A 25,875-nucleotide genomic window follows, 5' to 3' on the forward strand; every position below is an offset into this window, starting at 1 on the left:
ACGAAGGGTAAAAAAAGCCTCTGCTTCCATGAAAGCGGAACAGAGGCTTATGCATTTTGAGGCTGTTTTTTAGAAAATGTACCTGATCTGGCACCACGGAATCACTTCCTGCTGCAGCTTTTTGAATTCAGAAATCCACTGGGCTTTGAGCTGGTACTGGTAGCGCACATTAATGCCGCCAAACTGGCTTTTCTTCGTCTCCTGAATAGCCGGGGCCCAGATCATGTCCTCGGCTTTAGGGTTGATAGACAGGTTGATCTCGTGCTGCCACTGGTTGTGGGTAAGGAAAATAACTTCGCAACTCATGGTTTCCTTCAATTTGGGAGGCACCACCTCATTCAATTGCTCAAATAGTTCGCGGTAATCGTCCAGCCAGCCTTCATACACAATCACCGGTGAGAAATTCACGTGCACGTCATAACCGGCCTGGTAGAAGTCGTTGATGGCGGCCAGGCGCTTGGCCAGGCTATCGGTGCGCACGTCTACGAGCTTGCTTACTTTCTGGGGCAGCAGACTAAACCTGATCCGGGTCTTACCCTGCGGATCATAGTCCAGCATCTGGGGGTTCACAAACTTAGTGGCGAAGGTGGCAAACGCTTTGGGATGGTCCCGGAAAAACCGGATGGCCGTCTCCACGCCATCAGAGATAGAAGCATCCACCGAAACGTCTGAGTTACACCCGATGTCATAGGTATAGAACTGCGCGTGCGTCTGGTTAGGAATCTTGGGCCAGGCCTGCTTCTGCACGTGCTTATTTACGGCGGCCAGTATCTCCTCGGTATTGGTGAACAGCGTGATGGGGTTGACGGTCTTGTTGCGGTCAACGTAGCAATAGGCACAAGCCCCCAGACACCCATTGGCCAGGCTAGGCGCGATGAAATCTGAGCTGCGGCCGCTCTCCCGACACACCAGCGTTTTCAGGCGACCCAGCACCAACACATCTGACTTTACCTGGTAATGGTTTCTCTCCAGAACCGGTAACCGGTTATGCTGCGCAATGGCCTGTGGCACCGCCTCTGGGTAGGTGAGCAAAGCCTTCTGCCCGCGCTCATTCAGGGCATCGGGAGTGTAGAGAATAGTAGATGGATTGAATTTTTGCATACCCTTTTACAACAGCTGCAACAGTGTTCCGGTTCAGGAAAATATATTTACAACCTATTGATAAATAACGATTTATAAACATTTTACAGGCTAAAAATATGAATCAAAGGAGGTGAGTTGATGTTAGTTCTATAGCAGCAGAAAAGCCTTTTCATGCTGATGTGCTGCCTTAGAATCACCCATTATCTCAGCTATAAAACACGTACATGGAAGCAGTTCAGGAGATTGTAAATCCTACAGCGGAGATCCGCTCTAAAATATGGATGCCCAAGCAAGTACTCATTACCCCTGCCGCGTTGGACGAGCCCTGGGGTAGGCAGATCTACAAGCGGGTGCAGGACTTGGGCTTGCCGGTGCAGGAACTGAAGAGCAACCGGCTGACTGGTTTGCGCGGCGAAGAAGAACGTGAAACCTACCGCAAGGCCAAAAGCACCCTGGCCATTGTCACCGCCCCACCCAGCGCCTTGAAACTGCAACCCATTCCCCCCTCCGCCGATTACCAGTTTCACCTGGCCGAAGGCTGTCCCGCCCATTGCCAGTACTGCTATCTGGCCGGCAGTTTGCAGGGTCCGCCCGTGATCAGAACCTTCGCCAACCTGCCTACCATTCTCAACAACCTGGTGAACTACCGCAAACCAAACGAGGTGACCACCTTTGAGGCGAGCTGCTACACAGATCCGCTGGGTATTGAGCACCTCACGGGCAGCCTGGCCGAGACTATCCGTTTCTTTGGGGAACAGGAGAACTTGCACCTGCGCTGGGTCTCCAAATTTGACCAGGTAGACGGCCTGCTCAACCTTCCGCACAGCGGCCATACCCAACCCCGCATCAGCCTCAACACCGATTTCATCTCTCGGCGGATGGAAGGTGGTACTGCTTCTATGGAGGCCCGGTTGGCCGCCATCCGCAAGTTGGCGCTCCCGCAGGCCCAAGGCGGCGGAGGCTACAAAGTAGGTCTGGTCATCGCGCCCATCATGCCCGTGCCCGATTGGGAAGAGCAGTACACCTATTTGCTGGACCGCCTGGAGCAGACCCTGGATTTCCCCTGTGAGATCACCTTTGAGCTGATCAGTCACCGGTTCACCCCAGGCTCCAAGGCGCTCCTGCAGGAATGGTACCCCAACACCATCATTGACTTTGATGAGAGCAACCGATCCCTCAAATACAACAAGTTCGGGGGCAAGAAGTACGTCTACAACTCCGCCACCATGCACATGCTGCGCAGCTTCTTCTACAGCGAACTCAAAAGACGCTTCCCTCAGGCTCCCATTTTGTATTGGACCTAAGGCGGAGAATATATTTTGGAAAGCGAAAGCCGGTATGAATTGTCTTACCGGCTTTTCGTTTTTACTGCGCATTCCCCACGCATATCGTCCCCCTTCAAAGGGGGTAGGGGGATGACAAGGCCGTTTCAAGAACCAAATACTATGGCTACGGAGTTAGAGCAAACACAAGGGATTGTCCTAACAAAAATTTCGGGAATGCCATGCTCTGCATGAGTAGTCATCCCCCTACCCCCTTCAAAGGGGGACGGAATGCGTGTAGAAAGAACTGCCAACTATTCACTAGCCTCTACCCTGTTTAAAGACCTTTTTCTAAAAAACAACCTCTAAACAGATTTCCCCTCTACCGGCCTAAATAAGCGGTGAGGCTTTGGCGAAAGGCTTCGCTCAAGGGGATGGTTTTGTGGTTGATGGTGACCTGGTGCCTTTCCACTTTGTCAATCTTGTTCACTGCCACTACGAAAGAACGGTGCACCCGCACGAATTTATCCGGGGGCAACAGGTTGATGGCTTCAATGAAGGTGCTGCGCGAGAGAATGCTTTTGTCTTTGGTGGCGAAGGTGACGTAGTTGCCGGTGGCTTCCAGGTAGAGGATGTCTTCGTAAAAAACCTTGATCTGCTCGTAGCCGGTTTTGATGTAGAGATGGTCCGTGGTTTCTGAGGCGTTTCTGAAATTATAGAGCTCAAACGCCTTGTTACAGCCCTTAATGAACCTTGACAAGGAAAACGGCTTGAGCAGGTAATCAACGGCATCCATCTCAAAAGAGGTCACGGCGTGCTCTGAGTAGGCAGTGGTGAAGATAAGGAGCGGCTTTTTGCTGAGAGAATTGAAAAAATCGATGCCCGAGATATCGGGCATCTTTATGTCCAGGAACAGTAAGTCAATGCTCTCCTTCTGCAGGTACTCCAGGGCTTTGAAGGCATCGGTGAACTCGGCTTTCAGGTCCAGGAAGGGAACCTTGGAGGCGTGCGAACGCACAATCTCCAGCGCTATGGGTTCATCGTCAATGGCAATGGCTTTCATAGTAGAAGTGGACATATAGGTTTTAACGGACTAGGCTACCTGCAGGGTAAGATGCACAAAAAATTCTTTGCCTGTTTCCCGGATGATGAGTTCATGCCGGCCCGGGTAAAGCAGTTGCAGTCGCTGCCGTACGTTCACCAGGCCAATCCCGCTTTTGTCTTTCTCCGGATCATTACCCTGTTTGTCGTGCTTGCTGTTGTGCACGTCAAAGTACAGGGTCTTGTCTTTCACCTCCAGCGTGATGTTGATGTGCGAAGGCTCCCTAAAACTGATGCCGTGCTTAAAGGCGTTCTCCACAAACGGAATCAGCAGCATGGGCGATATCTGAACAGGGCAAATGGGCTGCTCAATCTGGGCCGTGATGCGTACGCTGGGGCTTTCATCGGTGCGGAGGCGCTGGAAGCTGATGTAGTTCTCCAGGTACTCCACTTCACGCACCAGCGAGATCCGCTCCTGCAGGTTCTCCTGCAGCATGAACCGCATCATGTTGCCCAGCCTCTCCACACCCTCGCTCGTGCGCTCGGCATTTTCCTGAATGGCGGTGCCGTAGATCGTATTCAACGCGTTGAACAGAAAATGCGGGTTGATCTGCGAGCGCAGGAAATCAAAGTTAGCGGTTGACTGACCCAGTTCCTGCTTGAGCACGTGGATCTCTGCATGGCCCTGCATCTGGCGCTTGAACAGTACCCAGGAAACAGGCACTGTGATGAGTAACTGAAAGAAAACATTGAAAATCGCTATCATGAAGGCAAACTCATTATCCTGTACAGTACCCTGTACCAGAAGCAGCGCCAGAAACCCGATGGGAATAATTGAGGCAATCAGTACCAGAACTGCTTTTCCCAAATATGCTCTGAAGGGTTTCTTTTTAGACAGAGATTTAGGGATAAGAGCATAAAACGAGTAGCAGTAAAGCAGGATACTACTGGGCCCCACAATGCCCCAGCCCAAAATCAACTCCCCTTCAGCATCCACTACCATCAAGAGGAACATACTGATCATCCAGATCACAAAAGCGGCCAGGCCGTCGCGGGTGATAAGGCGGTATTTAGATTGGATCATCTCTGAGCTGGACAGCAGGTACAACCCTACATATTTAATGAAGGCGTAAAACCCGATGAGCAACAGCAACCTAAAAGCATAGAAATAGCTCCCCTGGAAAATGGCCTGGTAGGCCTCGTCCTCCGAGGTGTACCGGTTAAAGATGTAATTTTTAGAGTAGGTATCGGTAATGCCAAACACCAGTCCCACCAACAGAAAGAGCCCTATCACCACCAGGATGTTCTTTACTAAGCCTTCTTTCTCCAGGAGTTTGGGGATGACTTTGAAGTTGAGCAGCAGGAAGCCCAGGTAAAGAAGCGTGTAGCGGATGAGCCGCGGAAAAAAAAAGTCCTGGTAATAGTAAAACGGAATCCCGGCCTCCTCAAACCGATGTTGGTCGGGCCCATGGGAGATGGTGGTCAGGAAGAAAACCGCAAAAACGAAGATGGTAGTGGCGCCCCAAAACTCTACTCTTTTGAGGTACGATGGATTATTGACGAGGTCATTCATGGCTCAGGATTTTAAAACAATGATAGGGCAATGCCCGCTTGAAAAATAAAAAAAGTGACGAGTGCCGCCGAAAATGTGATGAAAGCCACAAGGCGTACCGCTGGGCAAAAGAAAAACCGGGAAAAAGACTGTAAAGCAGGAAGGATGACAAGAAAAGCGGCTGGCATTTTGGATGCGCTTTCCACAAAACAGCTCTAAAACACCAGCGACATTTCTCTATGAAGAAGGCTTTTGGGCTAAGACTTTCGTCTAGCCGATGTTACCTCCCACCGCCCAGCATGCAGGTGCAAGCCCCGGGCCCGGCCGTTTTCCATGGAGAAGGCGATGCGCAGGTCCTCGTCCACCTCAGGAATGAACACGTGGTTTCCTTGGTAGAGAAGCCGGAAGGGTTTGCCGCCCAAGGATTGGGCTTTGAGCTGCCCCTTCTCACAGAACACACGCAGCTCGCGCGTTTTCTGGCCGGCCCGGTAAGTATAGGTGCCTTGGTACTTGCCGATCTCTTTGGCCCGGAGAGGCAGATCGTGCACTTCCAGACCCAAGGCCGCACGGGCCAAAGATTTCAAAACCTCTAAAGGCTTTCCGGTGGTGGAATTCATCAACACGGCAACAGTGAGGCCGTCTTTGGGATAATAAGCCAGCGCCGAGACAAACCCGTTGGCACTGCCCGTTTGGAAAACCTGCGGATGCCCGCCCAATTCATTCAGCTCCAACCCGAACCCATATCCTACGGTATCGCCGTTGGCCAACTGGGTAGGCGACATCATTTGCCGCAACGAGGCGGGTGATACGACCTGACCGCTGTGCAGCAAATATGTCCAGCGGAGCAGGTCACCTAAGTTAGAGCAGAGCGCCCCTGCCCCGCCGGCCACCTGCATGTTGACATAACCGGCGTTCATGAGTTTGCCTTCCTGGTACTCGTAACCCCGGGTCCGGTTAGGGATCAGCCGATTTTCCTCGCAGAAAGCGGTGTGGTTCAGCTGCAAGGGCTGCAGAAGCTCGGTGTTGACGTAATCTTCATAAGGCATTCCGGTTACCCTGGAGATGATCTCGTTCAGCAGGTAATAAGCCATGTTGTTTTCTGCGAACCGCTCGCCGGGCCTGAAGTCAAAAGGCTGTTCCCCGAAGAGTTGAACCATCTCTTCGTAAGAAAGATCCTGCCGAAACCGCTGCCGGTTTTCCTGGACCTTCAGCGGGAACGATTTGATGCCGGAAGTGTGGTTGAGCAGGTGGCGGATGGTGACCTGGTTTCCCCTCGTTAGGTAATCAGGCAGAAACTGGGTTACGGGGTCATCCAGGGAAACCCGGCCCTCCTCCACTAACCGCATGACCATAGCCGCGGTAAACTGTCTGGTGAGCGAGCCAATCTTGTACACCGTTTCCGGACCGGCCAATACACCGTTCTCTACATCGGCCTCGCCGTAGCCGCGCTCAAACACCACCTTGCCGTCTTTGGCCACGGCCAGGCTCATGCCCGGCGTGAGGCCCGCCCGCAGGTGATCATCGGCGGCCAGGTTGGCGGCGAACTCTATTCGGTCTATGTGGGGGGAGGAAGCTTGGGTAACCAGGCTTTGCGAAGCGGAAACCTGGAGGTGTGCCAATTTGGCCTTCTGGGTGCAGGCCGGCAGCGAGGCTACCCCGAAGGCAAGAAGAAGTAAACCGCTCCGGAGAAAGGAACCTGCGGGCAGGCACCGAGCGGTTTGGCTGGCTTTCTGAAGGGAATTGCTCATAATCTTTAGGGTTAGATGAAACAACCTGTACTAATGATGAGCAAGAGTAAAAAGCTTTGAGCAGAGGCAAAATTAAATGTGATGAAGTCTCAGGTTTGTGGGACAGAAACCAAAAAAGCCATCTTCTGATGGCTTTTTCTGGGCTTAATTCCGTGAAAATAGGCGTTAAACGCTACATGGGCTCTTGGCCCAGGAGCCGCTATGCTTACTCTTTGTTCTTGATGGCGCTGTACAGAACCGGGCTGAAAAACCGCAGGTTCTCCAGCAGGCAGGTCATGGTATAGAATCTGTCCAGGTCTACCTCGGGACTCTCGGCCATGGTTTCCAGGAAAGCATCCAGGGTCTCCACCAATCTATTATCAAATTCTTCTTCTGTCATCTTCATCTGGGTTGTACCTCTCTTTATGCGATCCTGGTGTCTGCTCTTAAATGCTGAGCTTTCCGCCACCAAAGGCGTCAGAAAGGAAACATCACTCAGGCACAATGAATTCAATTCCCATGCTTTTCAAGCTGCTCGCCGGAGGAATTCTCCATATCTGGCGAGCTCCGTTTAGTGCCCCATTTTAGAAAAACAGGCGCTAAACGGAGCAGGGCCACCAAGATCAATTTTTACCAGGCGCTCAACTTACAGCACCAGTTGATGGAACAGGCGGTCCAGGGTCTCCTGAGCATCAGTGCATAGGCCGGGATGTACGGGCGAAGTCTGCACAATGGTGCTGCGGGTAGCGGTGAGCCACCGGAAACGGGAGGCGATGGGCAACCGGCCGATGGTGCCGCCCGCTTTGCCACCGGCGCAGATGCGGGCGAAGGCATCCAGGCGGGCGTGCAGCTCGTCCAGGTCCACGGGTGTGGTGAAGGCCTGCAGGCGCTGATGGTCCAGGTGGAACAGGGTCTGGAGAAATCCTTGCGAAGAACAGTAGAGCACCACACCCACGTTGAGAAATTCCTCGCGCTCCACGCAGGGAACTACCCTTAAAACGGCGTACTCAAATAAGTGCTTTTCTTGCATGTTGCGCTTCTTTCACAAAGGTTTCGGTATGGGCCAGGCGGGTCTCCAGGAACTGGGCGTACGCCTGGCGGTGCTCTTCTGGGGTGGCAAACGGGGAATCCCCGGTGAGCCAGTCCTCGGGGATCAAAGATACAATGGATTGGATTACCTCGGGGGTAAGAATGGCCTTGAACTCAGCGTCCACCGCCTCCAGCTCGGTGGCCTGGGGCAGCAGCACGTGGTCTTTGGCCTGGGCGAACGGCCGCTTGGCCTGCTCCAGCCAGTTCTGCCACGAGTGGTGGAAGTAAAAGGCCGCGCCGTGGTCAATAAGCCACAGTTCCTTGTGCCACATGAGCATGTTGGTGTTGCGGGCGGTGCGGTCCACGTTGGTGATGAGGCAATCAAACCAGACTACCTCAGAGGCCAGCCGGGCATCAACGGTGGTCACCAGCGCATCAAAGGTAATGGCCCTTGACAGGTAATGGAGACCCAGGTTGAGGCCTTCGCTGAACCGCAGCAAATCCTGGATCTCCTCATCAGGCTCGGTGCGCCCGAAACTCTCGTCCAGGTGCGCGAACACCAGCTCAGGTACCCTGAAACCCAGGATGCGGGCCATCTCGCCGGCCACCAGCTCGGCAATGAGGGCTTTTACGCCCTGTCCGGCTCCCCGGAATTTGAGCACATAGAGAAACTCATCGTCTGCCTCCACAATGGCGGGCAGAGAACCACCTTCGCGCAGCGGGGTCACGTACCGCACCACATTGACGGTTCTAAGCTCTGGTTGCTTGTAATTCATAGATTGTAATTTCCTTCTGGTGCACCGGTGCCCCGATAGCCGCCGTTGCTGCTTTCCTGGCAAGATACACCCGCATGGTGGATGGTTTTTGTGGGCCGCCTGAAAAAAGCGGTGCTTTTTGTAAGAAGGGGCAGGGCTTTAATCATTCAGGAGCCAGTCTAAGGCGGCATCCTTGGCGAAATGCACCTTTATTTTCCCCGTCACCGGAGCATCTTTACCTTCGGCGGGTTTTTCATATACTTTATGCGGATTGGTCATGACAAAGCACTCAGGCGCCATGACAATCGCGAATTTCTGCAGTTGATTTGAGGCAAACAGCGGCGCCATGTTCTGCTTGAGCCAGGTCTGGTTCTCGGGTTGCATGACTTTGATTTTCTGGGCATCGGTGAGCCAGAGCTTTACTCCTTTGAGGCCCGCCCGGTCAAAGGCCAGTTGGTACCGATTTCTGAACTGATCAAGAGTGGGCTGCTGCAGGAAAGTGAACTGCAGCATGGCGTTGCCTTTGTCTAGGTCTATCTGGACAACGTCATCCTGGTACAGATTCTCTAGTTGCAAGGTTGCCATTTTCCGGTTCCTGATGGGGTTTTCACCACCTTTCCTAATGTAAGAAATACTCTGTTTATGTACTCTGTCTGAGCACAAAAGTTCGGCCAGGGGCCAGTATTCCGCCTTTAGAGTCAATTTTCTGAAAACAGCCTGAAAACCAAAAGGTTTTTGCGTTAAAAAAAGACCAGCTTAACCTCTCTTACGGCCTTTCCAGTTTTTCCTGGATTTCTCTTTCTCCTTCTCCATTTTGAATTGGGTGAACTCCTCGTTGGGCATGTTCACGGAGTAATACGCCTCAGAGAGGATGTTCAGATCCTCGTCAAAGTCATAGACTACGGTTAAGTACAGCTTTTTGTCGGGGTTCAGGACGTACTCCTCCCCTACCTTGTCATACACCTTGAACTCGTACTCCCCGTCTGCAGAGGGTTTGCCGCTCACCCGTGCCAAGCAGTCGCCGGTGATCACCAGCGGGGTTTCCAGCTCGTCCAGATACTCAAAATCCTGGTAGTAGCGTCCGTCTTTCTTGCTGGTGAGGTATTCAATGGAATCAAGGTGCACCTCAATGCCTTTGTGCCGGCTGTCGCGCTGCGTGTTGATGTTAAGGATGTTGCCTATTGCTTTCATGTTTCTGCCGTTCTCTTCCAGGGCTGCGCCAGATTGCCAACCCTTTTCTTAAACACTAAAGGTACGGCATCAGGGGCAGAACTTATAGAATTCCCTTTAGGACGTTGCTTTCCTCCTGATTTCAATAGAGCCGAAAGCAGGTACTGAGGTTAGTTTCAGTATGAAGCCCTGTTTGGTGTTTAAGTCTGATTTTGGCTAAACAGGCCTTAAACACCAACAGACTAACAAACCTGAGCGAACTATAACCAGACATCAGTCTTAGTTGTACCGGCCTTTGCGCTGCGGGTCCTGGAGGAAGAGTTGCAGGAAGATTTTCTGGTCGGTGATGACGGCGCGCTGGGTGGGGTATTCTTCCAGTCGGCGGTTGGTAGTGTATCCGAAATGCTCGTAACCCAGGCTCAGGTTCTTGTACAACTGCACCGTTACCCGCGGCCGGATGATCCCGATGGAGTTGCTGCCCTCCAGGCCTTCAAAGGTCTTGAGCCAGTAATGGTAATACACAAACGCGGCGGAAGCGTAGCGCCCCAGACTCAACGTGCTTTCTATTTTCCCGTGCAGACCAGTGGTGTACACGTAGTTGCGGAGGCCGTTTTCATCCGGCGCGAAACGGGTGCTGTTGCCGGCCAGCGGAATCACGCCCAGGTGCGCGTTGGTATAGAGGTTCAGTTGGTTTGTGAGCGGCAAACGCGTGAACACCCCTCCGCCAAAACCCAGCGCCCCTAAGTCGAAGTTACGCGTGTTCCAATAGTCGTAGTACTGGAAAATGCCGGTGAGCAGGTCCAGTTTGCCCAGTTTAGAGTTGCGCCCCGTCAGGATGCCGTACCCGGTGATGTTGTTGATAATACCGGCAGTGGTGTCCTCGCCACCCTTACTGAACTCGGCCCGGAGGCGGAACAGGTCAAATGGTTTGCGTTTCTGCCGTTCAAAAGGGTTGCCGTAGTCCAGTTGCACGTTGAGCATTCCCTTGGTATCGGCGGGGCCGAAGACATCATCCTGGCGTTCGTTCTGGCGATGCACCCCGGCAAACAGCGTGATGTTGATGGGTTCTTTCTCGTAGACTTCCTTGTTCGTGACCTGGAAGGTTTTGCCTTGCAGCAATCGGTTCAGTCCGCGTACCGGGTTCACCAGGCCCGCGGCAATCTCGCGCACCGCCCGTTCGCGGCCGCGGGTACGGTCGTCCAGGATGTTAGAGCTGAGGCGATACAGAATCTCCCCCAGCGCGGCCCCATTGAGCGGTGTGTAAATCATGTCATTATAAGACGGCAGCGTGTTCTCGCCCAGGTACTCCCAAGTAAGGCTTCCGCCCACGGCAAACGGCAAAGACTGCCAGTAGTTGTAGCCCTGCGATCGGGCGGCGTTGAAATACAAGGTACCCTGGTACGGGTGCCCGATGAAGTTGATCCCGAACTCATCCGTATCCCACTCGGGTTTAGACCTCAGGTTAGTTTTCCAGGTCTCAGGGCTTACGTAGCCGTAATCTGCCTTGGCCACGTAGCGGTTGAAGGCCATAAATCCCGCATTCAACCCGATGACCTGGGCCGTGGGTTTCCAGATAGGTTGCCGTTTATTGTACTCGGGGTCATCGTTGAGCAGGTCGCCGTACTTGTTGAACAGCGTGGTGTCCAGCAGGAAAGCGTTCTTGGGTTCGGTGCCGTTGACCGGATCAGTAAACAGCCGTTTCTTGCGTTCTTTGATACGCTGCAATTGTGTCTCCCGGCTGCCCCTACCCGGTTTGATGGAATCCGGAGCCGTGATCACCTGGGCCTGCAGCCCCATTATGTAGCTAAAGAAAAAGAGGAAAGTAAGTCTGTATCTCATATAAATGGTTCAGCATCAGTCAGGAAAAAGGCAAATCTATCCTTTGATTTCACAAAGTGTAATTCCCTATACCTGTGTTTAAATGCGTCATACGAGAAAACCTCATAAAAGTAGTACTTCCTCAAGGCAACCCTGCTTTCCTTTAGGCTACCTATGCCCTAACGTGAGCTTTAAGGCTTATTTTAGCAAACCAGCCCTAAAACAAAATTGACTTTTTACTTAATACCCGCAGGATAAACTTATTCATCGAAAGGTCAACTAAGTTGACTTACGATTAACTTCCTTGGCCTTTTCAAGCGAGAACCTATCTTATAAAATTACAAACCAATAGTATAGAATCCGGAAAAGCAGGCATTTACCATTGGGCAATGAATTCCTACAACCAGTTATTCACCTCACTCAAAGGGCGTTTAGGCCTTGTTTTCACAAAATCAGCTTGAAAGCTAAAATGCCGTTTACGAGGGTTTCCACCTGGGTTGGGTCCCTCTCCTAAATCAGAGGCATAAACTTCTCCAGTGGTTCGTTCGTTTTTCAGGGTTAATAGCTTCATTAGTTTCTATCATGATCCGGTGGATTGACGTTATCAAGTATGCCAAGTACAGCAACCCTGAGCCTGCACACCGAGTGGAGCTAACGGAGGAGGAATGGCAACAGCGGCTCACGCCCGCCCAGTACCAGATCTTGCGGCAGAAAGGCACCGAGTCGCCGTACCGGAACGCCTATTGTCGTTCTTATGAGCCCGGGATGTACGCCTGCGCCGGGTGCGGTACTTTGCTGTTCAATGCATCTGAGAAGTACCACGCCATTTCCGGGTGGCCCAGTTTCACGCAACCCATCGCCAAAGGCGTCATCAAATACCTCTTCGATGCCAGCCACAACATGCAAAGGATGGAAGTGCAATGCAACGTCTGCGACGGGCACCTGGGCCACGTCTTTCCCGATGGTCCCGAGCCAAGTGGCCTGCGTTATTGCATCAACTCTGCCAGTTTAAAGCATTTGGCGTAAACCTACCCCTTCCAAGAGGGGAATCTCCGGCTTTAGGGTCTTTCTCTAAGGTCTCTGGTTCAAGTTTTCAACTTGGACCTAAAATGCCGTAAGTTTGAAACTTCCGTGAGGCGATAGCCTAAGGAGAAAGCATTTCCATTGATACCATTCTAAAAAATACCCCACGGGGGTTTGAGGCCTGTTTTCCAGAAACAAGGCCTGATTTGGTTTAAGGCAGGTCGCTTCTTATTTTAGAGCCATTTCAAAAGAGAACATCCCACCGGCTTATTAGGCATCAGAATGAACAAAGGACGTTTAGAGGCATTCAGCGATGGCGTACTGGCCATCATCATCACCATTATGGTACTGGAGATCAAGGTTCCGCACGGACAGGATTTCACCGCCCTTAAGCCGCTTTTTCCGGTTATTCTCAGCTACATCCTTAGTTTCATTTACCTGGGCATTTATTGGAACAACCACCACCACCTGCTGCACAGCGCCGGGAAAATAAACGGCAACATTCTGTGGGCCAACCTGCACCTGCTCTTCTGGCTTTCCCTGGTGCCTTTCACTACCGGTTGGATGGGTGAGAACAATTTTGCCCCGGTTCCGGTGGCGCTCTACGGCATCATGCTGCTCATGTGCTCTATTGCCTACTGGATTCTGCAGCACCTCATCATCACCCACAGCGGCAAAGAATCTGCCCTGGCGCACGCCATCGGCAAGGACATCAAAGGCAAGGTATCGCCTTTCCTTTATCTCACTGGCATTGTGCTCACGTTTGTGAATCCTTGGCTCTCTGGCCTCATCTACGTGTTGGTGGCTTTCATGTGGCTCCTCCCCGACCGCCGCATTGAAAGGATCTACGAAACCAAAGGCTGAAATCACAGCCTGAGGTGATTGACCCAGGACAAGCTCCCAGGGCGAAAAGGAAAATTTTCTGCGTAACTTCATGCCTTGGAAACTCAGGGCGACATGGCGGAAAATGAGCAGGCACCGGCGGCGGAGACCGTGCATCCTTCTAATTACTTTTTACAGAACATCTGGGGCAGTACGCTCACCTATGCCACCATTGCGCGGCATTCCTCGGCCCAAGCCATGGCCGGCGGCACCCTGGGGTTTGACCTGCAACCCCTGCAGATAGAGATCAACGCGGCGTATTTCTCCGGCACCTCGCCCTTCGGCCGTTTTCCATCCGTTTCCGTCATTCAGTACCCAAACGGACTCCTGCTTTCCTGTGACTGCGCCACGCCAAAAGACGCCCTGTGCGCCCACCAGGCACAGGTGCTTCAGACCCTTCTGAACCGCCAGGAACTACGCGTCTTCTTTGACGATGCCCTGCGCCACGATAAGATAAAACCCGTGGCCGCAGAATATGGCTTAGGCGAGGAAGAAAACCTGGACCAGTATTTTGCGCTGGAGTACGCCCACAAATCCCTTAAAATCAAGCCCCGCCTGCCGGAGCTTTTGCCCGTGACCCCGGAGACGCAGGTAGCTTTAAAAGAGAAGCTGCTGCCCAAGCAAAGCCTGCCTTTTCTGCCGGCCAAAACGAAACAGAAGGAAAAAACGCAGCTCATTGTGGTGCTGGGCGAGCACCGGTATTATAAGCACCTGAGCGTGGAACTGCTGGAGGCGGCCACAACCCAGACCGGGAAGATCAAAAATCCGCTCAAAGGCCTGAGTCCGCTGGATTATGTCTGGAAAACGAACCAACCCGAGGAACTACGGTTCTACACTGCCCTCTCCCGTTTCCAGAACAACTACAACTCTGAGCCCACTGAGGCCGACTTAGAAGCCCTGAAGGCGCTGGTGCAAAACCCAATGAACCTGGCGGTGTACCAGCACAACCCCGAAGTATCAAGCAACATCACCGCCAGCTCGGTGGTGCCGGTGCAGCTGAAGAAAACGCCTTTGGAGCTGGTGCTGGACGTGCAGGTGAAAGACAACTTCTACGCCATCGTGGCGCAACTGTACATTGAGGACCAGCCGTACCCGCTCAAGCACCTGCAACTCAAATACGGTCACTTTCTGCAGATCCAGCACAACCTGTACCTGCTCCACAACCCCGACCTGCGCCGGGTGCTGGATTTCTTCCAGAAGCGGGGCTTCCATGTGCTGGTGCACGGCTCCAAGTTTGAGGAGTTCCGCGAAAGCATCCTGGCTAACCTGGAAACCAAAATCAGGATTTCCTATTCGTACCTGAAACCGGCCACGGCCAAACAGCTGGAGGAACAGGGTTTTGACCAGGATCGGGAACAGTTGATCTACCTTTCTGAATCTGAGGACTACGTGCTGCTCACGCCCGTCATGCGCTACGGCCACGTGGAGATTCCGGTGCTCTCCCAAAAGCAGATCCAGGCCACCGATGCCCAGGGCACTTCCTTTACCGTGGCCCGCGACCGCGAAGCCGAGCTGCAGTTCACCGCCGTCATGCTCAAGCAACACCCGCATTTCAGGGAACAACTGCACCTGGACTGCTTCTACCTGCACAAAGACCGCTTTCTGCAGGACGATTGGTTTCTGGACGCCTTTGAGGCCTGGCGCAAACTGGGCATTACCATCCTGGGCTTCAAAGAACTAAAAAACAGCAACCTCAATCCGCATAAAGTCAAAATCAACATTCTGGTCACCAGCGGCATCAACTGGTTTGACACCTCCTTGAACGTACAGTTCGGTAAACAGAAGGCCTCGCTCAAGCACCTGCACAAAACCCTGCGCAACAAAACCCGCTTCGTGACGCTGGACGATGGTACCCAAGGCATCCTGCCGCAGGAATGGATAGACAAACTAAAGACTTTCTTTGACGCCGCAGAGGTGGTGGGCGAGCGCCTGCGTACGCCCAAGATGAACTTCAGCAGCATTGAGGAACTCTACGAGGCCGAGGTTTTGAGCCAGGAGGTGCGGGAGGAGCTCTCACTGTATCGCCAGAAACTGGCTGACTTTGCTGCCATCCCGGAGGTGGAGGTGCCGCAGGAACTGCAGACCACTTTGCGCGGCTATCAGCGGCAGGGGCTCAACTGGCTCAGCTTTCTGGATCAGTTCAACTTCGGGGGCTGTCTGGCAGATGACATGGGTTTGGGGAAAACCGTGCAGGTGCTGGCCTTCCTTCTCTCGCAGCGCACCAGGGTAGAACGCAACACCAACCTGGTGGTGGTGCCCACCTCGCTCCTGTTCAACTGGCAGCAGGAAGCGGCCCGGTTTGCGCCCACCCTCAGAATCACCACCGTGTACGGCAACAACCGCGTCAAGAACCCGTCAGAACTGGACGGCTACGAGGTTGTGCTCACCTCCTACGGCACGCTGTTGTCTGACATCATGGTCTTGAAAGAGTACCGGTTCAACTACATTATCCTGGATGAGTCGCAGGCCATTAAGAACCCCGAGAGCCAGCGGTACCGGGCGGTGCGGCTCTTGCAGGCCCGCAACCGCCTTGTCATGACGGGTACGCCGCTGGAGAACAACACTTATGACCTGTACGGCCAGCTTTCCTTCGCCTGCCCCGGGTTGTTGGGCAACAATCGCTACTTCCGGGACCACTACTCCAAACCTATTGATCAGTTCAAGAGTTACAAACGGGCCCGGGAACTGCAGCGGAAAATCAGTCCATTCCTGCTCCGGAGAACAAAAGAGCAGGTGGCCAAAGAGCTGCCCGAGAAAACCGAGATGGTGCTCTACTGCGAGATGGGCACCGATCAGCGGAAAATCTACGCCGCCCATGAACTGGAGATCAGGGAATTCATCTCGGCCCAGGCCGAGGAAGAAATCCAGAAAAGTCCCATGCACGTGCTGCGCGGCCTCACCAGACTGCGCCAGATCTGCAACTCCCCCGCCCTGCTCCCCGAGGAAGCCGCCTACGGCGAGACCTCGGCCAAACTGGAGGTGCTGCTGGAGCAGATAGAAAGCAAAGCGCCGCACCACAAAATCCTGGTGTTCTCGCAGTTCGTGTCCATGCTGCAGCTTATCCAGAAAGAGCTTCGGGCGCGGGGCATCAAATTCTCCACCCTCACGGGTCAGACCAAAGACCGCGCGGGCGCCGTGGCCGCGTTCCAGGAACAGGAAGACGTGCGCGTTTTCCTCATCAGCCTCAAGGCGGGCGGCACCGGCCTCAACCTCACCCGCGCCGACTATGTGTACCTGGTGGACCCCTGGTGGAACCCGGCCGTGGAGAACCAAGCCATTGACCGGACCTACCGCATCGGGCAGGAGAAGAACGTGGTGGCCGTCCGGCTCATCTGCCCCGATACCGTGGAAGAGAAGATCATGCAGCTGCAGGCCTCCAAAAAAGACCTGGCCAAGGACCTGATCAAAACCGATGGCGGTATGCTCAAATCCCTTTCCAAGCAGGACCTGCTGGCTTTGCTGGGGTAAAACAATGGGTTGGAGCAGGTCTTTGTTTAGGGGCCATTTTCAAAGAAGGGCTAAAAACCAAAAGCAAAGCATATCCTTGGCGCCTTATCACCTTTTGAGCCTGGTTTTTATAAAACAGCCTTAAAGCGCCTTATGGTGGTGCCTCTTATCTGGCAAGAGGCACCTGGAACCGATAACCTGCGCTTGTCCATTAGAGCTTGCTAATCCTTCTCAGTAAGGTCTAGCAAGGAAATGGTGTATTCCTTTGTGGTGGAGTTGTATGAATAGCTGTACCGCTGGGGGTACAAACCAGGCTGCTGGTAGGCGGCTGGTTGCGGTATGCTCATGGTCTGGGTGCCTGCGGTAGGTAAGGTGTTCAGGAAATCCAGGGTGAACATGGGTTCGTGGAAGATGAAAATGCCGTCATGCGATCCGTAAATGAAGGTCTTGGCGAAGTTCCCCGGTGAATTGTTGATATCAGTGATGTCTACCCAGTGGGCGCCCATGCCAGGTACCACTCCCGGCGTAAGAATGTAATTTGTGGGTCTGAACTGCTCGGCCGGCATTTCGTCCATCTCAACTTGTCCTTGGATAGCGGCTACTTGTGCCTCAGAAATGGTATAAAAATGCAGGTCAAAGTGAGGAACCCCGTAGAGCGGAATAGGTTCGTGCCCCTGCGGGTTCCAGTCCAGCATCACGTGGTCATAAAGCGTCTCCTCGGCCTGCGCAGGCAAGGCCAGCGTGTACATCCGCATGGCATTTCCCAGCCCAGTGCTATTGATCGCCTGCTCAGAGAAGGTAACGCCCAGGGAAGTAGGAGTTCCTGCCTCATCTGTGGTCACCCAGGTTCTTGCGTTCCCCTGCCCCACGGCCACCACAGGTCCGTAAAAGGTGCCTTCCAGACTTTCCTCATCGTCGTCCTCACAGGAAGAAAACAGCATGAGACAAGTCAGTGCACTGCACCAGCACATCATCCTGGTCCAAAATAGATATGAATTGCAATGATTTACCATGATTCCATTGATTAGAAAGAATTGACACGAAAAGCCCTGAATTGTTAAGGCAGTAAAAATTTACTGGAGGGAGTGCAGTTTGCGCGGAGAGAACCTGTAAATGAAGGACGTAGGCAACGTCTGAACCAGGGGCAGGAAATTCCTCAACGAGGAAGACGGAAGGAAACGGTTTCCCAGATCGGCTGCTTCGCCGAACCTTGGACTTGAGATCGTATTAAGCCTGTTTTTCTAGAACAGGCAGTATTCCAGCACCAATTCCAATGACAGCTTTTCTGCCATCAATAATCGGGTTATTCAATTATCGGTCGGCTTTAATTTGCATACCGTCAGAAGGTAAACCCAGAATGAAGATATGGATTGCGGTGACAACTTGCAATTTTTTAAGATTTAATTATCCTACCTAAATTCAAATCCGTCCATCTTTCCAGAGGATGGAAACTGGTTAAGCAAACCTCCGGAGCCGGGTTGGGGTAAAGACAAAGATTCGTTTGTTTTTCACTTAAAACCGAAGGTGTGGTTTTCAGAAGAATCGCTTTTATCCTTTTTTTCCTGGGCACAGTTGGCTGCGCGAACAAAGCCCACCAGAAACCAGGACTTGTCACCCAAAAAGCCATGGTAGTCACGGCGCATCCGCTGGCCTCGGCCGTGGGGGCCGACATTCTCCGGCGCGGCGGAAACGCGATGGATGCGGCCGTGGCCGTGCAGTTTGCGCTAGCCGTGGTCTACCCAGATGCCGGCAATATTGGTGGTGGCGGGTTTCTGGTACTGCGCCAGCACGATGGTACTTTGAACACCCTTGATTACCGCGAGAAAGCCCCTACTGCTGCCCACCGAGACATGTACCTCAACGGCCAGGGCGAGGTCATTGAGGATTTAAGCTACAAAGGGCATCTGGCCGTGGGCGTGCCCGGCACCGTGGACGGCATGGTGCAGGTGCACGCCACTTACGGCCGTCTGCCCTGGGCGCAGCTGGTGCAACCGGCCATCCTCCTCGCCGAGCGCGGCTTTCCGCTCACCAAAAATGAGGCGAAAAAGCTGAACGAGCAGCGCAAGGATTTCATCCGCTACAACTCCCAAAGTCCCGACTTCATCCTGAAAGACCGCTGGCGCCCCGGCGATACCCTGCGCCTGAAAGACCTGGCCCGCACCCTGGAACGGATCAGAGACCATGGACGGGCAGGTTTTTACGAAGGCCAAACGGCTGATCTCATTGTGGCCGAGATGAAGCGGGGAACCGGCATTATCACCAAAGATGACCTGGCGGCCTACCGCGCGGTGTGGCGCAAACCAGTGACCGGCCAGGTAGGCGATTACCGCGTCATCTCCATGCCCCCGCCCTCCAGCGGCGGCATCGCCCTTATCCAACTCCTGACCATTGCCCAGGATTATCCGCTGAAAGCATGGGGCTGGAACACGGTAAAATCAGCGCACCTCATGATTGAGGCCGAGCGAAGGGTCTACGCCGACCGGGCCAAACACTTCGGCGACGCCGATTTCTACGAGGTTCCGGTAAAAGGATTGCTGGACACCACCTATATCAAGAGCCGGATGCGGGGATATTCGCCTAAGAAAGCTACGCCCAGCAAAGAAGTATCGGCGGGGGTGCCGCCCCTCCCCGAAGGCCCTAACACCACACATTATTCCATTGTGGACCCGGAGGGAAACGCCGTTTCCGTGACTACTACTCTCAACAGCAGTTTCGGGAGCAAGGTGTTTGTGGGCGGCGCGGGTTTCCTGCTCAACAACGAGATGGATGATTTCAGTATCAAGCCCGGCTATCCTAACAGTTATGGTTTGGTGGGAGAGGAAGCCAACGCCATTGCCCCCGGCAAGCGCATGCTCAGTTCTATGTCGCCCACCATCCTGGAAAAAGACGGTAAACTGTTCATGGTCATCGGGGCGATGGGCGGCTCCACTATTATTACCACTGTTTACCAAATCATTCAGAACGTGACGCGGCACGGTTTCACCATGCAGGGAGCCGTGAGCGCCGGCCGGTTCCACCATCAATGGAAACCTAATTGGGTTTTATCTGAGTGGGGCGCTTTAGGGTTTGGCACCGGTGCGGGTTTGTGGATCAAAGGCCATAAGATTGTTCCCAGATACGGAGGCATAGGAAGAGCCGCCGGCATCCTGGTGCTCCCCACCGGCCAACTGGAAGGCGGCGCCGATCCCCGCGGAGATGACGCCGCCGCCGGCTTTTAGGGTTGTTTTGGGAAAAACAGGCTCAAAGCGCAAGGTCAAATACTGGTTACTCTGCTAAAAAATGTAGGGGCAATCCCTTGTGGTTGCCCATGCGCATTCTACCTTTTTGGTTGTTAGAGATAACACTAACAACCAAAAAACGGCAGAAAAACGCTAATCTCCTTCTTTAGAGAACACGCATTCCGTCCCCCTTTGAAGGGGGTAGGGGGATGACAAAGGCGCATGAAGAACCGATTTGCTTATCTACAGAGCAGAGACTTCAATGGTTCTCCTCACCATGGGCAACCACAAGGGATTGCCCCTACATATTGAAATGCGTGAGATCTGCAGGAGTAATCATCCCCCTACCCCCTTCAAAGGGGGATTAATGCGTGAGAACAATGGAAACGGAAAGGGCAACCACATGCAATTACTCCTTCAGTTTCAAGCTCCTTTTAAGAAAACAGACCTAAATCAAGCTACCTCTCTGGTCTCCACTTCATAGATTTCATTCTCGGAGCGTTGCGTTTTGAAGAACATGCGGGAGAAGGGAATCAACAGGAGGCCGGCCAGAGCGAAGGCGATAAAGGAGATTTTGAGGTTGAAGGCGTGGGCCAGGTACCCGATCAGGGGTGGTCCGATGAGCATGCCCACGATCCCGAAGGTGGCGATAAGCGAGATGGCGATGCCCGGGGAATAGGTTTTAGATGCGCCGGCCAGCGTGTAGGTCATGGGTATCACGGAAGCCGTTCCGAAACCCACGAGCGAGAACCCGATCATGGCCGGCCAGAAGGTGGGGAACAGAATGGCCAGCGTAATGCCGGAAAAGATGAACACCCCGCTCAGCATATAGGTGGTGGCCATGCCAATCCTGTCAATGATGAGATCAGACATAAACCTGGAGAGCGCCATGAACGCCATGAATGTGAGGTATCCCACAGTAAACACATCTTCTTTTACCACCTGCTGGAAGTAAATGCCGCTCCAGTCAAACATGCCTCCCTCGCAGACGGCCGCGAAGAACACCAGCAAGCCTAGAAACAGGATGTAAGGATCGGGTTTGCTCAGGGTCAGTTTGTTCCCGGAGGTGGATCTGTCGTTCTGCAGCAAATAGCGGAAAGAGATGATGGTGGCCAGCACACTGATCACCGATACCGTGATGAGGTGCGGAACCATGGGAACATCCAAGGAAATGAGCAAGGTGGTGAACCCCACGCCAATGATCCCGCCGGTGCTCCAGAGCCCGTGGAAAGATCCGTTAATCTTCTTGTCAAACTTCCTCTGCAGCGTAATGGCCTGGGTGTTCACCGAGATGTTGAAGATGCGCATGCTCAGGGAAAACATGAACAACACCATGGCCAGGGCCATCGGTGTAGAGGCTAGCCCTATAAAGGAAAGCGCGATGGAATTGAGCAGAAAACCCACCGAGAGGGGAATCCTGGTCTCAAACCTGGACACGAGCCAACCCGACAAGGGCACCCCGATGAGGGAGGAAATGGGCATGGTGAGCAGGATGGTGCCCAACTCGGCCTCGTTCAGGTGTAAGGCTTGTTTGATGGTGGGAATTCTGGAGGCCCAGCTGGAGAAATTGAATCCGGAAAGAAAAAAGAAAAGGCTGAGGAAAATCCGCTGCTTTTGAATTAACTGCATCTTAAAAATTTAACTGCGCAAAGATGCGCTTAATTATTTCTACATGGGGCACAAACCTTGGGCAGGGGCCGCGCTTTGGCGCCTGCTGCTAAAGGTCAGGCCAAAGGTCATACGCGATTAAGAGCCTGAGGGGTAAAGATCTGGTGGCTCGTTTCTGACGGTAATGTTCTGGATGGGCCGCAGCGCCCGGGTACTATCTAAGTAGATGAAAGCATCATAGCGCCTAGGCATGACGGAGGGTACGTAATTGCCCAGGTGCTCCAGCTTGGGGTTGTACACCACCCCAATAGCCCGGTGCCCTACCGGCCGGTTCAGCACCTTGTTGTCCCGCAGGTCTTTTGAAAAGATGATTTTGTCTGTGGGGCTGAGCTGGTGCAGGATCTGCTCCCAACTGCCCTGGGTTGCCGCTGGCACTTCAATTTTCTTCATTGGTGCGCCCCAGCTCCCGGCCGCAATCACGGTTCCCCTATGTGACCCGAAACCTACGATGTACACATTTTCCTCCCCGTATTCTTTGCGCACCAACTGCCCCACATTGACCTCGCCGCTGCTGGCCATGTCGGTGTAGCGGGCGTCTCCCACGTGGGTGTTATGTTCCCACACGATGGCTTTGGAGGTAGGGCCATGGAAATCAAGGAGGCGCTTGAGGGTAAGGGCCATGTGGTTGTCCCGGATGTTCCAGGACTCGGTGTTGCTGCTCACCGCTGCCCGGTAGTACCGCTCCCCGTTAAGCGCCACCAGGGCGTTCTGTTCGGCCACGAAATGGGTTTCTGTCTGGGGTGTACCATTGGCTTGGCCCAGGTTCTGCACTTCCTTCCAGAGGCGGCTGGTTTCTCCCCGGCAATTGGCCGAGGCGCGGGCAACGGCCTCGGCGTATTGCATGGCATCGGCGGAGAAAGGCTGGAAACATTGATGCACGCCCCGCGCTGATTTCACCAGGTCTGGGTTATTCTTCACGTAAGGCATGAGCTCGGTCATGGACTCCCACAAGCAGTACACATCAAGCCCAAAGAAGCCTACTTTTTCAGGGGCGGGTTTTCCCTGGTTGTACTTGTTGAGCCAGGTCACCAAAGAGGCGATCTCGTGGTTTCCCCACATCCAGGTAGGCCAGCGGTCATACTGCTCCAGCAGGGACACGGCGGCTGCGCTGTCTTTGGCCGGACCTTTGATGAACTGGTTTACCCGGTAAGAATCGGCCCACTCCCCTTCTACGGCCACAAAATCAAAGCCTTTCTCCTGCATGAGCCGTTTGGTGATGGCGGCCCGCCACTGGTAATACTCGGACGTTCCGTGCGAGGCCTCTCCTAGCAGCACCACCCGGGCATCGCCGATCTCCTGCAGCAGGATGTCAAGGTCGCGTTGGTCTCTCAGCGGGTAATTAGGTATTTTGAGGGTAACGGATTTATCTTTCTTCTGCGCCACTTGCTGACCTACCAACTGTGTTCCTGCGGTCTGCGGCTGAGGCGCTTTGTTACAACCCAAACACAGCACGCAAAGCAGAAACAGAAACCAACAGCCGGTAGACTTGCTCTTCATCTGGTCCATACAACACTTCTCTTTCTTCTGATGAATTTGATAACTGATTTAATTTTAGAACTTTGGTTTTAGGAGGAATTAAGAAGGAAAGTGCAAACCAAAGCCCTTCTTCTTCATCCCTCAGGCATGCCCCTATTTACAAGCTTCCGGGAGTAATGCCGTGACTGTCGGTGGTATTATCAGGGTCTACAAAGACGGTTCCCAGGGTTTCAGAATCATCCCGGTGATGTTCAAAAACCACAGATTCCTTCACCTCGGTATCTGCGCCATGGCTGCCAGAAACAGAACCCTGCTGACCTGGGGTTTGAGGATAAGTATTGGGTAGCGGGGTGATGGGATTACTCCGGACGGCAGAGGTTTTCCTTTTCTGCTTGTTCCAGAAAATCACCCCTAAAGCGCCGACCAGAGCCATTCCGGCCAAAGCAGAAATGGTTTTCACTTTGACTTTCCCTGAATCTTCGGGTAGCCAGCCGCCGTTTACCTTGTTCCAGTTGGTGAGGGGCTCATAGAGGTTGCCCTGAAAGGCCCTGGATGGTTTGCTCTTAAAGTGATTGGCCGCGATCATCTTCTGCATGTACTTGTCAAACAGTAGGGCGGGCGAGGTCAGGCGCTGGAACCGCATCATGCGCGACATGTTCCCCACGGTGACCTGCTCCTTCGGCTTTCTGGTGAGATTGTAGATGGTTCTGGCTACCCGCTTGGCCGGAATTACCGGATCCGGGGCCTTGATGGCTTTGCCCATGTAGTTACCGGCATGCTGAAAGATTGGCGTGTCAATGACGGCGGGCAGCACGCAGCAAACGTGGATATTCTCCTCATCGGCGAGTTCCTGCGACAGGCTGATGCTCATGCCCCTCACCGCGAACTTACTGATGGAATACGGAATAGAGAAAGGCTGCCCTACCAAGGCCACCATGGAGGAAACATTGATCAGCGTCCCGAAGCCCTGAGTCCGGAACTGCCGCACCGCAGCCCTCGCACCGTAGATATACCCAAACAGGTTGATGTCCATGAGCTGGCGGATGTCCTCAGTAGGGATTTCCTCAAAGTGCCCGAACAGGCCCACGGCCGCATTGTTCACCCAAACGTCAAACCCACCGAAGGCTTCCCTGGCCCGGGCCGCCAGCGCGTTCACCTCTTCTTCTTTGGCGACATCGGTCGGCACGGCCAGGGCCTTCACGCCCAGGCGCTCACATTCTATGGCTACTTCCTCTAAACCAGCCTCAAAACGGGCGGCCAACACCACATCATGCCCTTTACGGGCAAACTCAAAGGCTGTGGCACGCCCAATTCCGCTAGATGCTCCTGTGATTATTGCTACCATTTCTTTACCATTTTAAATTCCTGGTCCGGTAAAGAGGTACGCCCGCCACCCTGTTAAGTTGGTGGCCCAAAAGGAATTAGGTATTTCCTACATCCATCCATCGTGCTTACCGCAACTGACGATTACCTGACTTATGGGTTTGCTTTTATTGCCCTTAAGCCGCCGGAAAACACCACATGGGGAAGAAGGCTGAGAATCGATATAGTAGCTGGTTTGGAAGGCATGTAAGCTGAAAAGCACCTCCTTTTAGGAAAATGCGCCAAAAATGGCAGTGCCTGTTGTATTCCTTATCTCTTGGGTGCAAACCCTTCCCAAAATGGGCAAAAACTTACTTTAACTTCTTTTTTCTGTATCGAAGGTCGTTAAAAGCAAACGCCTCCCACTTGCCTTCATCTGCACCTCCTTAGCTTGTTCCCGTATTCACTCCCTGCAGGAACGTGAAGTTCTTTCAAGGGGCTGGAGACATTCCTACCTAAAACGCATCGTCCTAAAAGAACTTAGACCAGGCCACCCTTACCATTAGGCTTTACTGAATACCATAGTGTTCGTGCAAAATCCTGACAAACTCCTTCTGGCGGTGAGACCACGGAATGTGGCCGCTGCCCGAAATGATATGGGCCGAAGCCCCGGGGTACCGCTGCAGCACGTGTTTCCTGCTTTCCTGGATGGGGTCCTCACTTCCATACACAATGGTAGTTTTGAACGGCGTCTGCTGCATGTCCCGCAGCACGGGATAGGTAAGGATAGATTTGATGGTCTGGTTGATGGCTTTGGCCTTCACGCAGTCAATGGCGAAATACTCCGGGTGCGACTCTTCAAACCCGCGGCTGAAGTTAATGAGCGCCTGGCTATAGAATCTTTTGTACCCCAGGTCACTGCCCAGTGTACCCAAACCCGAGTTCACCAGCATGGCCAGCCCCTCAGAAAAGCTGGATTTACCTTTGTTGTACCGGGCTATATCCAGGGAAGTCTGGGCCCACTGCCGGCCCGTGCCCGAGGCCGGACTGCACAGGAACAAACTCAGCAACCGGTCCGGGTTTTCCTGGGCATACACCTGCGCGTACAGACCGCCCCAGGAATGCCCCAGCAAATGGAACTTCTCCAGCTGGAAAAGCTCCGCGATGCGGTTAATGTCTGAGTTGTAGCTCTGCAGAGAGTAGTCGCCGGAAGGGTTGGGCGATTTAAGGGTTCCGCGCTGATGGAAATGGATGACCTGGAAATGCCGGGCCAGGTACTTCACCAGAAAGGTCATACCCTCCGGCACCCCGGGCCCGCCATGCAGAAGGATTACCGTTTCGCGCCCGTTTTTAGGAAAAGCGGTGGTAAACAATTGGGTACCCTTATTACCGATGCGCATTTCCATAGTCTTCGCTTTTTAC

Annotated in this window: 20 protein-coding genes; 5 read left to right on the forward strand and 15 right to left on the reverse strand. The window is 53.4% G+C overall.

Features of this window, described 5'->3' with window-relative positions:
- Positions 1–69 precede the first annotated feature (69 nt).
- Positions 70–1,101 (reverse strand): spore photoproduct lyase family protein, encoded by a 1,032-nt coding sequence (locus tag J3P34_RS21160; protein ID WP_210490628.1) that lies wholly within the window; start codon positions 1,099–1,101, stop codon positions 70–72.
- 206 nt (positions 1,102–1,307) lie between these two features.
- Between J3P34_RS21160 and J3P34_RS21165 the strand changes: the two genes are divergently transcribed.
- On the forward strand, positions 1,308–2,387 hold the full coding sequence (locus J3P34_RS21165) for a spore photoproduct lyase family protein (protein ID WP_246853839.1): 1,080 nt from the start codon (positions 1,308–1,310) through the stop codon (positions 2,385–2,387).
- A 340-nt stretch (positions 2,388–2,727) separates the two neighbouring features.
- Here J3P34_RS21165 and J3P34_RS21170 read toward each other — a convergent pair whose 3' ends face one another.
- The 9 genes from J3P34_RS21170 to J3P34_RS21210 form a co-directional block, all read right to left on the reverse strand.
- Positions 2,728–3,423, reverse strand: a complete 696-nt coding sequence (locus tag J3P34_RS21170) for a LytR/AlgR family response regulator transcription factor (RefSeq protein WP_246853840.1) — start codon at positions 3,421–3,423, stop codon at positions 2,728–2,730.
- 15 nt (positions 3,424–3,438) lie between these two features.
- Positions 3,439–4,959, reverse strand: a complete 1,521-nt coding sequence (locus tag J3P34_RS21175; protein WP_210490629.1) for a sensor histidine kinase — start codon at positions 4,957–4,959, stop codon at positions 3,439–3,441.
- Positions 4,960–5,195: 236 nt separating this feature from the next.
- The gene (locus tag J3P34_RS21180) at positions 5,196–6,686 is read right to left on the reverse strand and encodes a serine hydrolase domain-containing protein (protein ID WP_210490630.1); all 1,491 of its coding nucleotides are present in this window, start codon (positions 6,684–6,686) and stop codon (positions 5,196–5,198) included.
- A 205-nt stretch (positions 6,687–6,891) separates the two neighbouring features.
- Positions 6,892–7,065, reverse strand: coding sequence for a hypothetical protein (locus tag J3P34_RS21185; RefSeq protein WP_246853841.1), 174 nt, complete (start codon positions 7,063–7,065; stop codon positions 6,892–6,894).
- 246 nt (positions 7,066–7,311) lie between these two features.
- Positions 7,312–7,695: a DUF3037 domain-containing protein gene (locus tag J3P34_RS21190; RefSeq protein WP_210490632.1), complete on the reverse strand. Its 384-nt coding sequence runs from the start codon at positions 7,693–7,695 to the stop codon at positions 7,312–7,314.
- A complete protein-coding gene (locus J3P34_RS21195) occupies positions 7,673–8,470 on the reverse strand; it encodes a HipA family kinase (RefSeq protein WP_210490633.1) in 798 nt (265 codons plus the stop codon). Before J3P34_RS21195 ends, J3P34_RS21190 begins: the two co-directional genes overlap by 23 nt.
- A gap of 138 nt (positions 8,471–8,608) precedes the next feature.
- On the reverse strand, positions 8,609–9,034 hold the full coding sequence (locus tag J3P34_RS21200; RefSeq protein WP_210465401.1) for a hypothetical protein: 426 nt from the start codon (positions 9,032–9,034) through the stop codon (positions 8,609–8,611).
- A gap of 171 nt (positions 9,035–9,205) precedes the next feature.
- Positions 9,206–9,640, reverse strand: coding sequence for a hypothetical protein (locus tag J3P34_RS21205; RefSeq protein WP_210490634.1), 435 nt, complete (start codon positions 9,638–9,640; stop codon positions 9,206–9,208).
- 258 nt (positions 9,641–9,898) lie between these two features.
- Complete coding sequence (locus tag J3P34_RS21210) at positions 9,899–11,458, reverse strand: DUF3943 domain-containing protein (RefSeq protein WP_210490636.1); 1,560 nt, start codon at positions 11,456–11,458, stop codon at positions 9,899–9,901.
- Positions 11,459–12,019: 561 nt separating this feature from the next.
- On the opposite strand from J3P34_RS21210, the gene msrB reads away from it, so the two are divergent.
- The 3 genes from msrB to J3P34_RS21225 all read left to right on the forward strand — a co-directional run bounded on the left by msrB (position 12,020) and on the right by J3P34_RS21225 (position 16,810).
- Positions 12,020–12,463: a peptide-methionine (R)-S-oxide reductase MsrB gene (msrB, locus tag J3P34_RS21215; RefSeq protein ID WP_210490637.1), complete on the forward strand. Its 444-nt coding sequence runs from the start codon at positions 12,020–12,022 to the stop codon at positions 12,461–12,463.
- Positions 12,464–12,742: 279 nt separating this feature from the next.
- Complete coding sequence (locus tag J3P34_RS21220; RefSeq protein WP_210490638.1) at positions 12,743–13,324, forward strand: TMEM175 family protein; 582 nt, start codon at positions 12,743–12,745, stop codon at positions 13,322–13,324.
- A 93-nt stretch (positions 13,325–13,417) separates the two neighbouring features.
- On the forward strand, positions 13,418–16,810 hold the full coding sequence (locus J3P34_RS21225) for a DEAD/DEAH box helicase (RefSeq protein WP_210490639.1): 3,393 nt from the start codon (positions 13,418–13,420) through the stop codon (positions 16,808–16,810).
- A 200-nt stretch (positions 16,811–17,010) separates the two neighbouring features.
- Here J3P34_RS21225 and J3P34_RS21230 read toward each other — a convergent pair whose 3' ends face one another.
- Positions 17,011–17,730, reverse strand: a complete 720-nt coding sequence (locus J3P34_RS21230; RefSeq protein WP_210490640.1) for a DUF5602 domain-containing protein — start codon at positions 17,728–17,730, stop codon at positions 17,011–17,013.
- 684 nt (positions 17,731–18,414) lie between these two features.
- Between J3P34_RS21230 and ggt the strand changes: the two genes are divergently transcribed.
- The gene (ggt, locus tag J3P34_RS21235) at positions 18,415–20,007 is read left to right on the forward strand and encodes a gamma-glutamyltransferase (RefSeq protein ID WP_210490775.1); all 1,593 of its coding nucleotides are present in this window, start codon (positions 18,415–18,417) and stop codon (positions 20,005–20,007) included.
- Positions 20,008–20,460: 453 nt separating this feature from the next.
- On the opposite strand, the gene J3P34_RS21240 is transcribed toward ggt, so the two are convergent.
- The 4 genes from J3P34_RS21240 to J3P34_RS21255 all read right to left on the reverse strand — a co-directional run bounded on the left by J3P34_RS21240 (position 20,461) and on the right by J3P34_RS21255 (position 25,859).
- On the reverse strand, positions 20,461–21,636 hold the full coding sequence (locus J3P34_RS21240; protein WP_210490641.1) for an MFS transporter: 1,176 nt from the start codon (positions 21,634–21,636) through the stop codon (positions 20,461–20,463).
- A 117-nt stretch (positions 21,637–21,753) separates the two neighbouring features.
- Positions 21,754–23,181, reverse strand: coding sequence for an erythromycin esterase family protein (locus J3P34_RS21245; protein ID WP_246853842.1), 1,428 nt, complete (start codon positions 23,179–23,181; stop codon positions 21,754–21,756).
- 127 nt (positions 23,182–23,308) lie between these two features.
- Positions 23,309–24,496, reverse strand: coding sequence for an SDR family oxidoreductase (locus J3P34_RS21250; protein ID WP_210490642.1), 1,188 nt, complete (start codon positions 24,494–24,496; stop codon positions 23,309–23,311).
- A gap of 526 nt (positions 24,497–25,022) precedes the next feature.
- On the reverse strand, positions 25,023–25,859 hold the full coding sequence (locus J3P34_RS21255; protein ID WP_210490643.1) for an alpha/beta fold hydrolase: 837 nt from the start codon (positions 25,857–25,859) through the stop codon (positions 25,023–25,025).
- Positions 25,860–25,875 lie beyond the last annotated feature (16 nt).

Origin of the sequence: Rufibacter aurantiacus, from assembly GCF_017916345.1 — a bacterium.
Classification (GTDB): Bacteria; Bacteroidota; Bacteroidia; order Cytophagales; family Hymenobacteraceae; genus Nibribacter; species Nibribacter roseolus.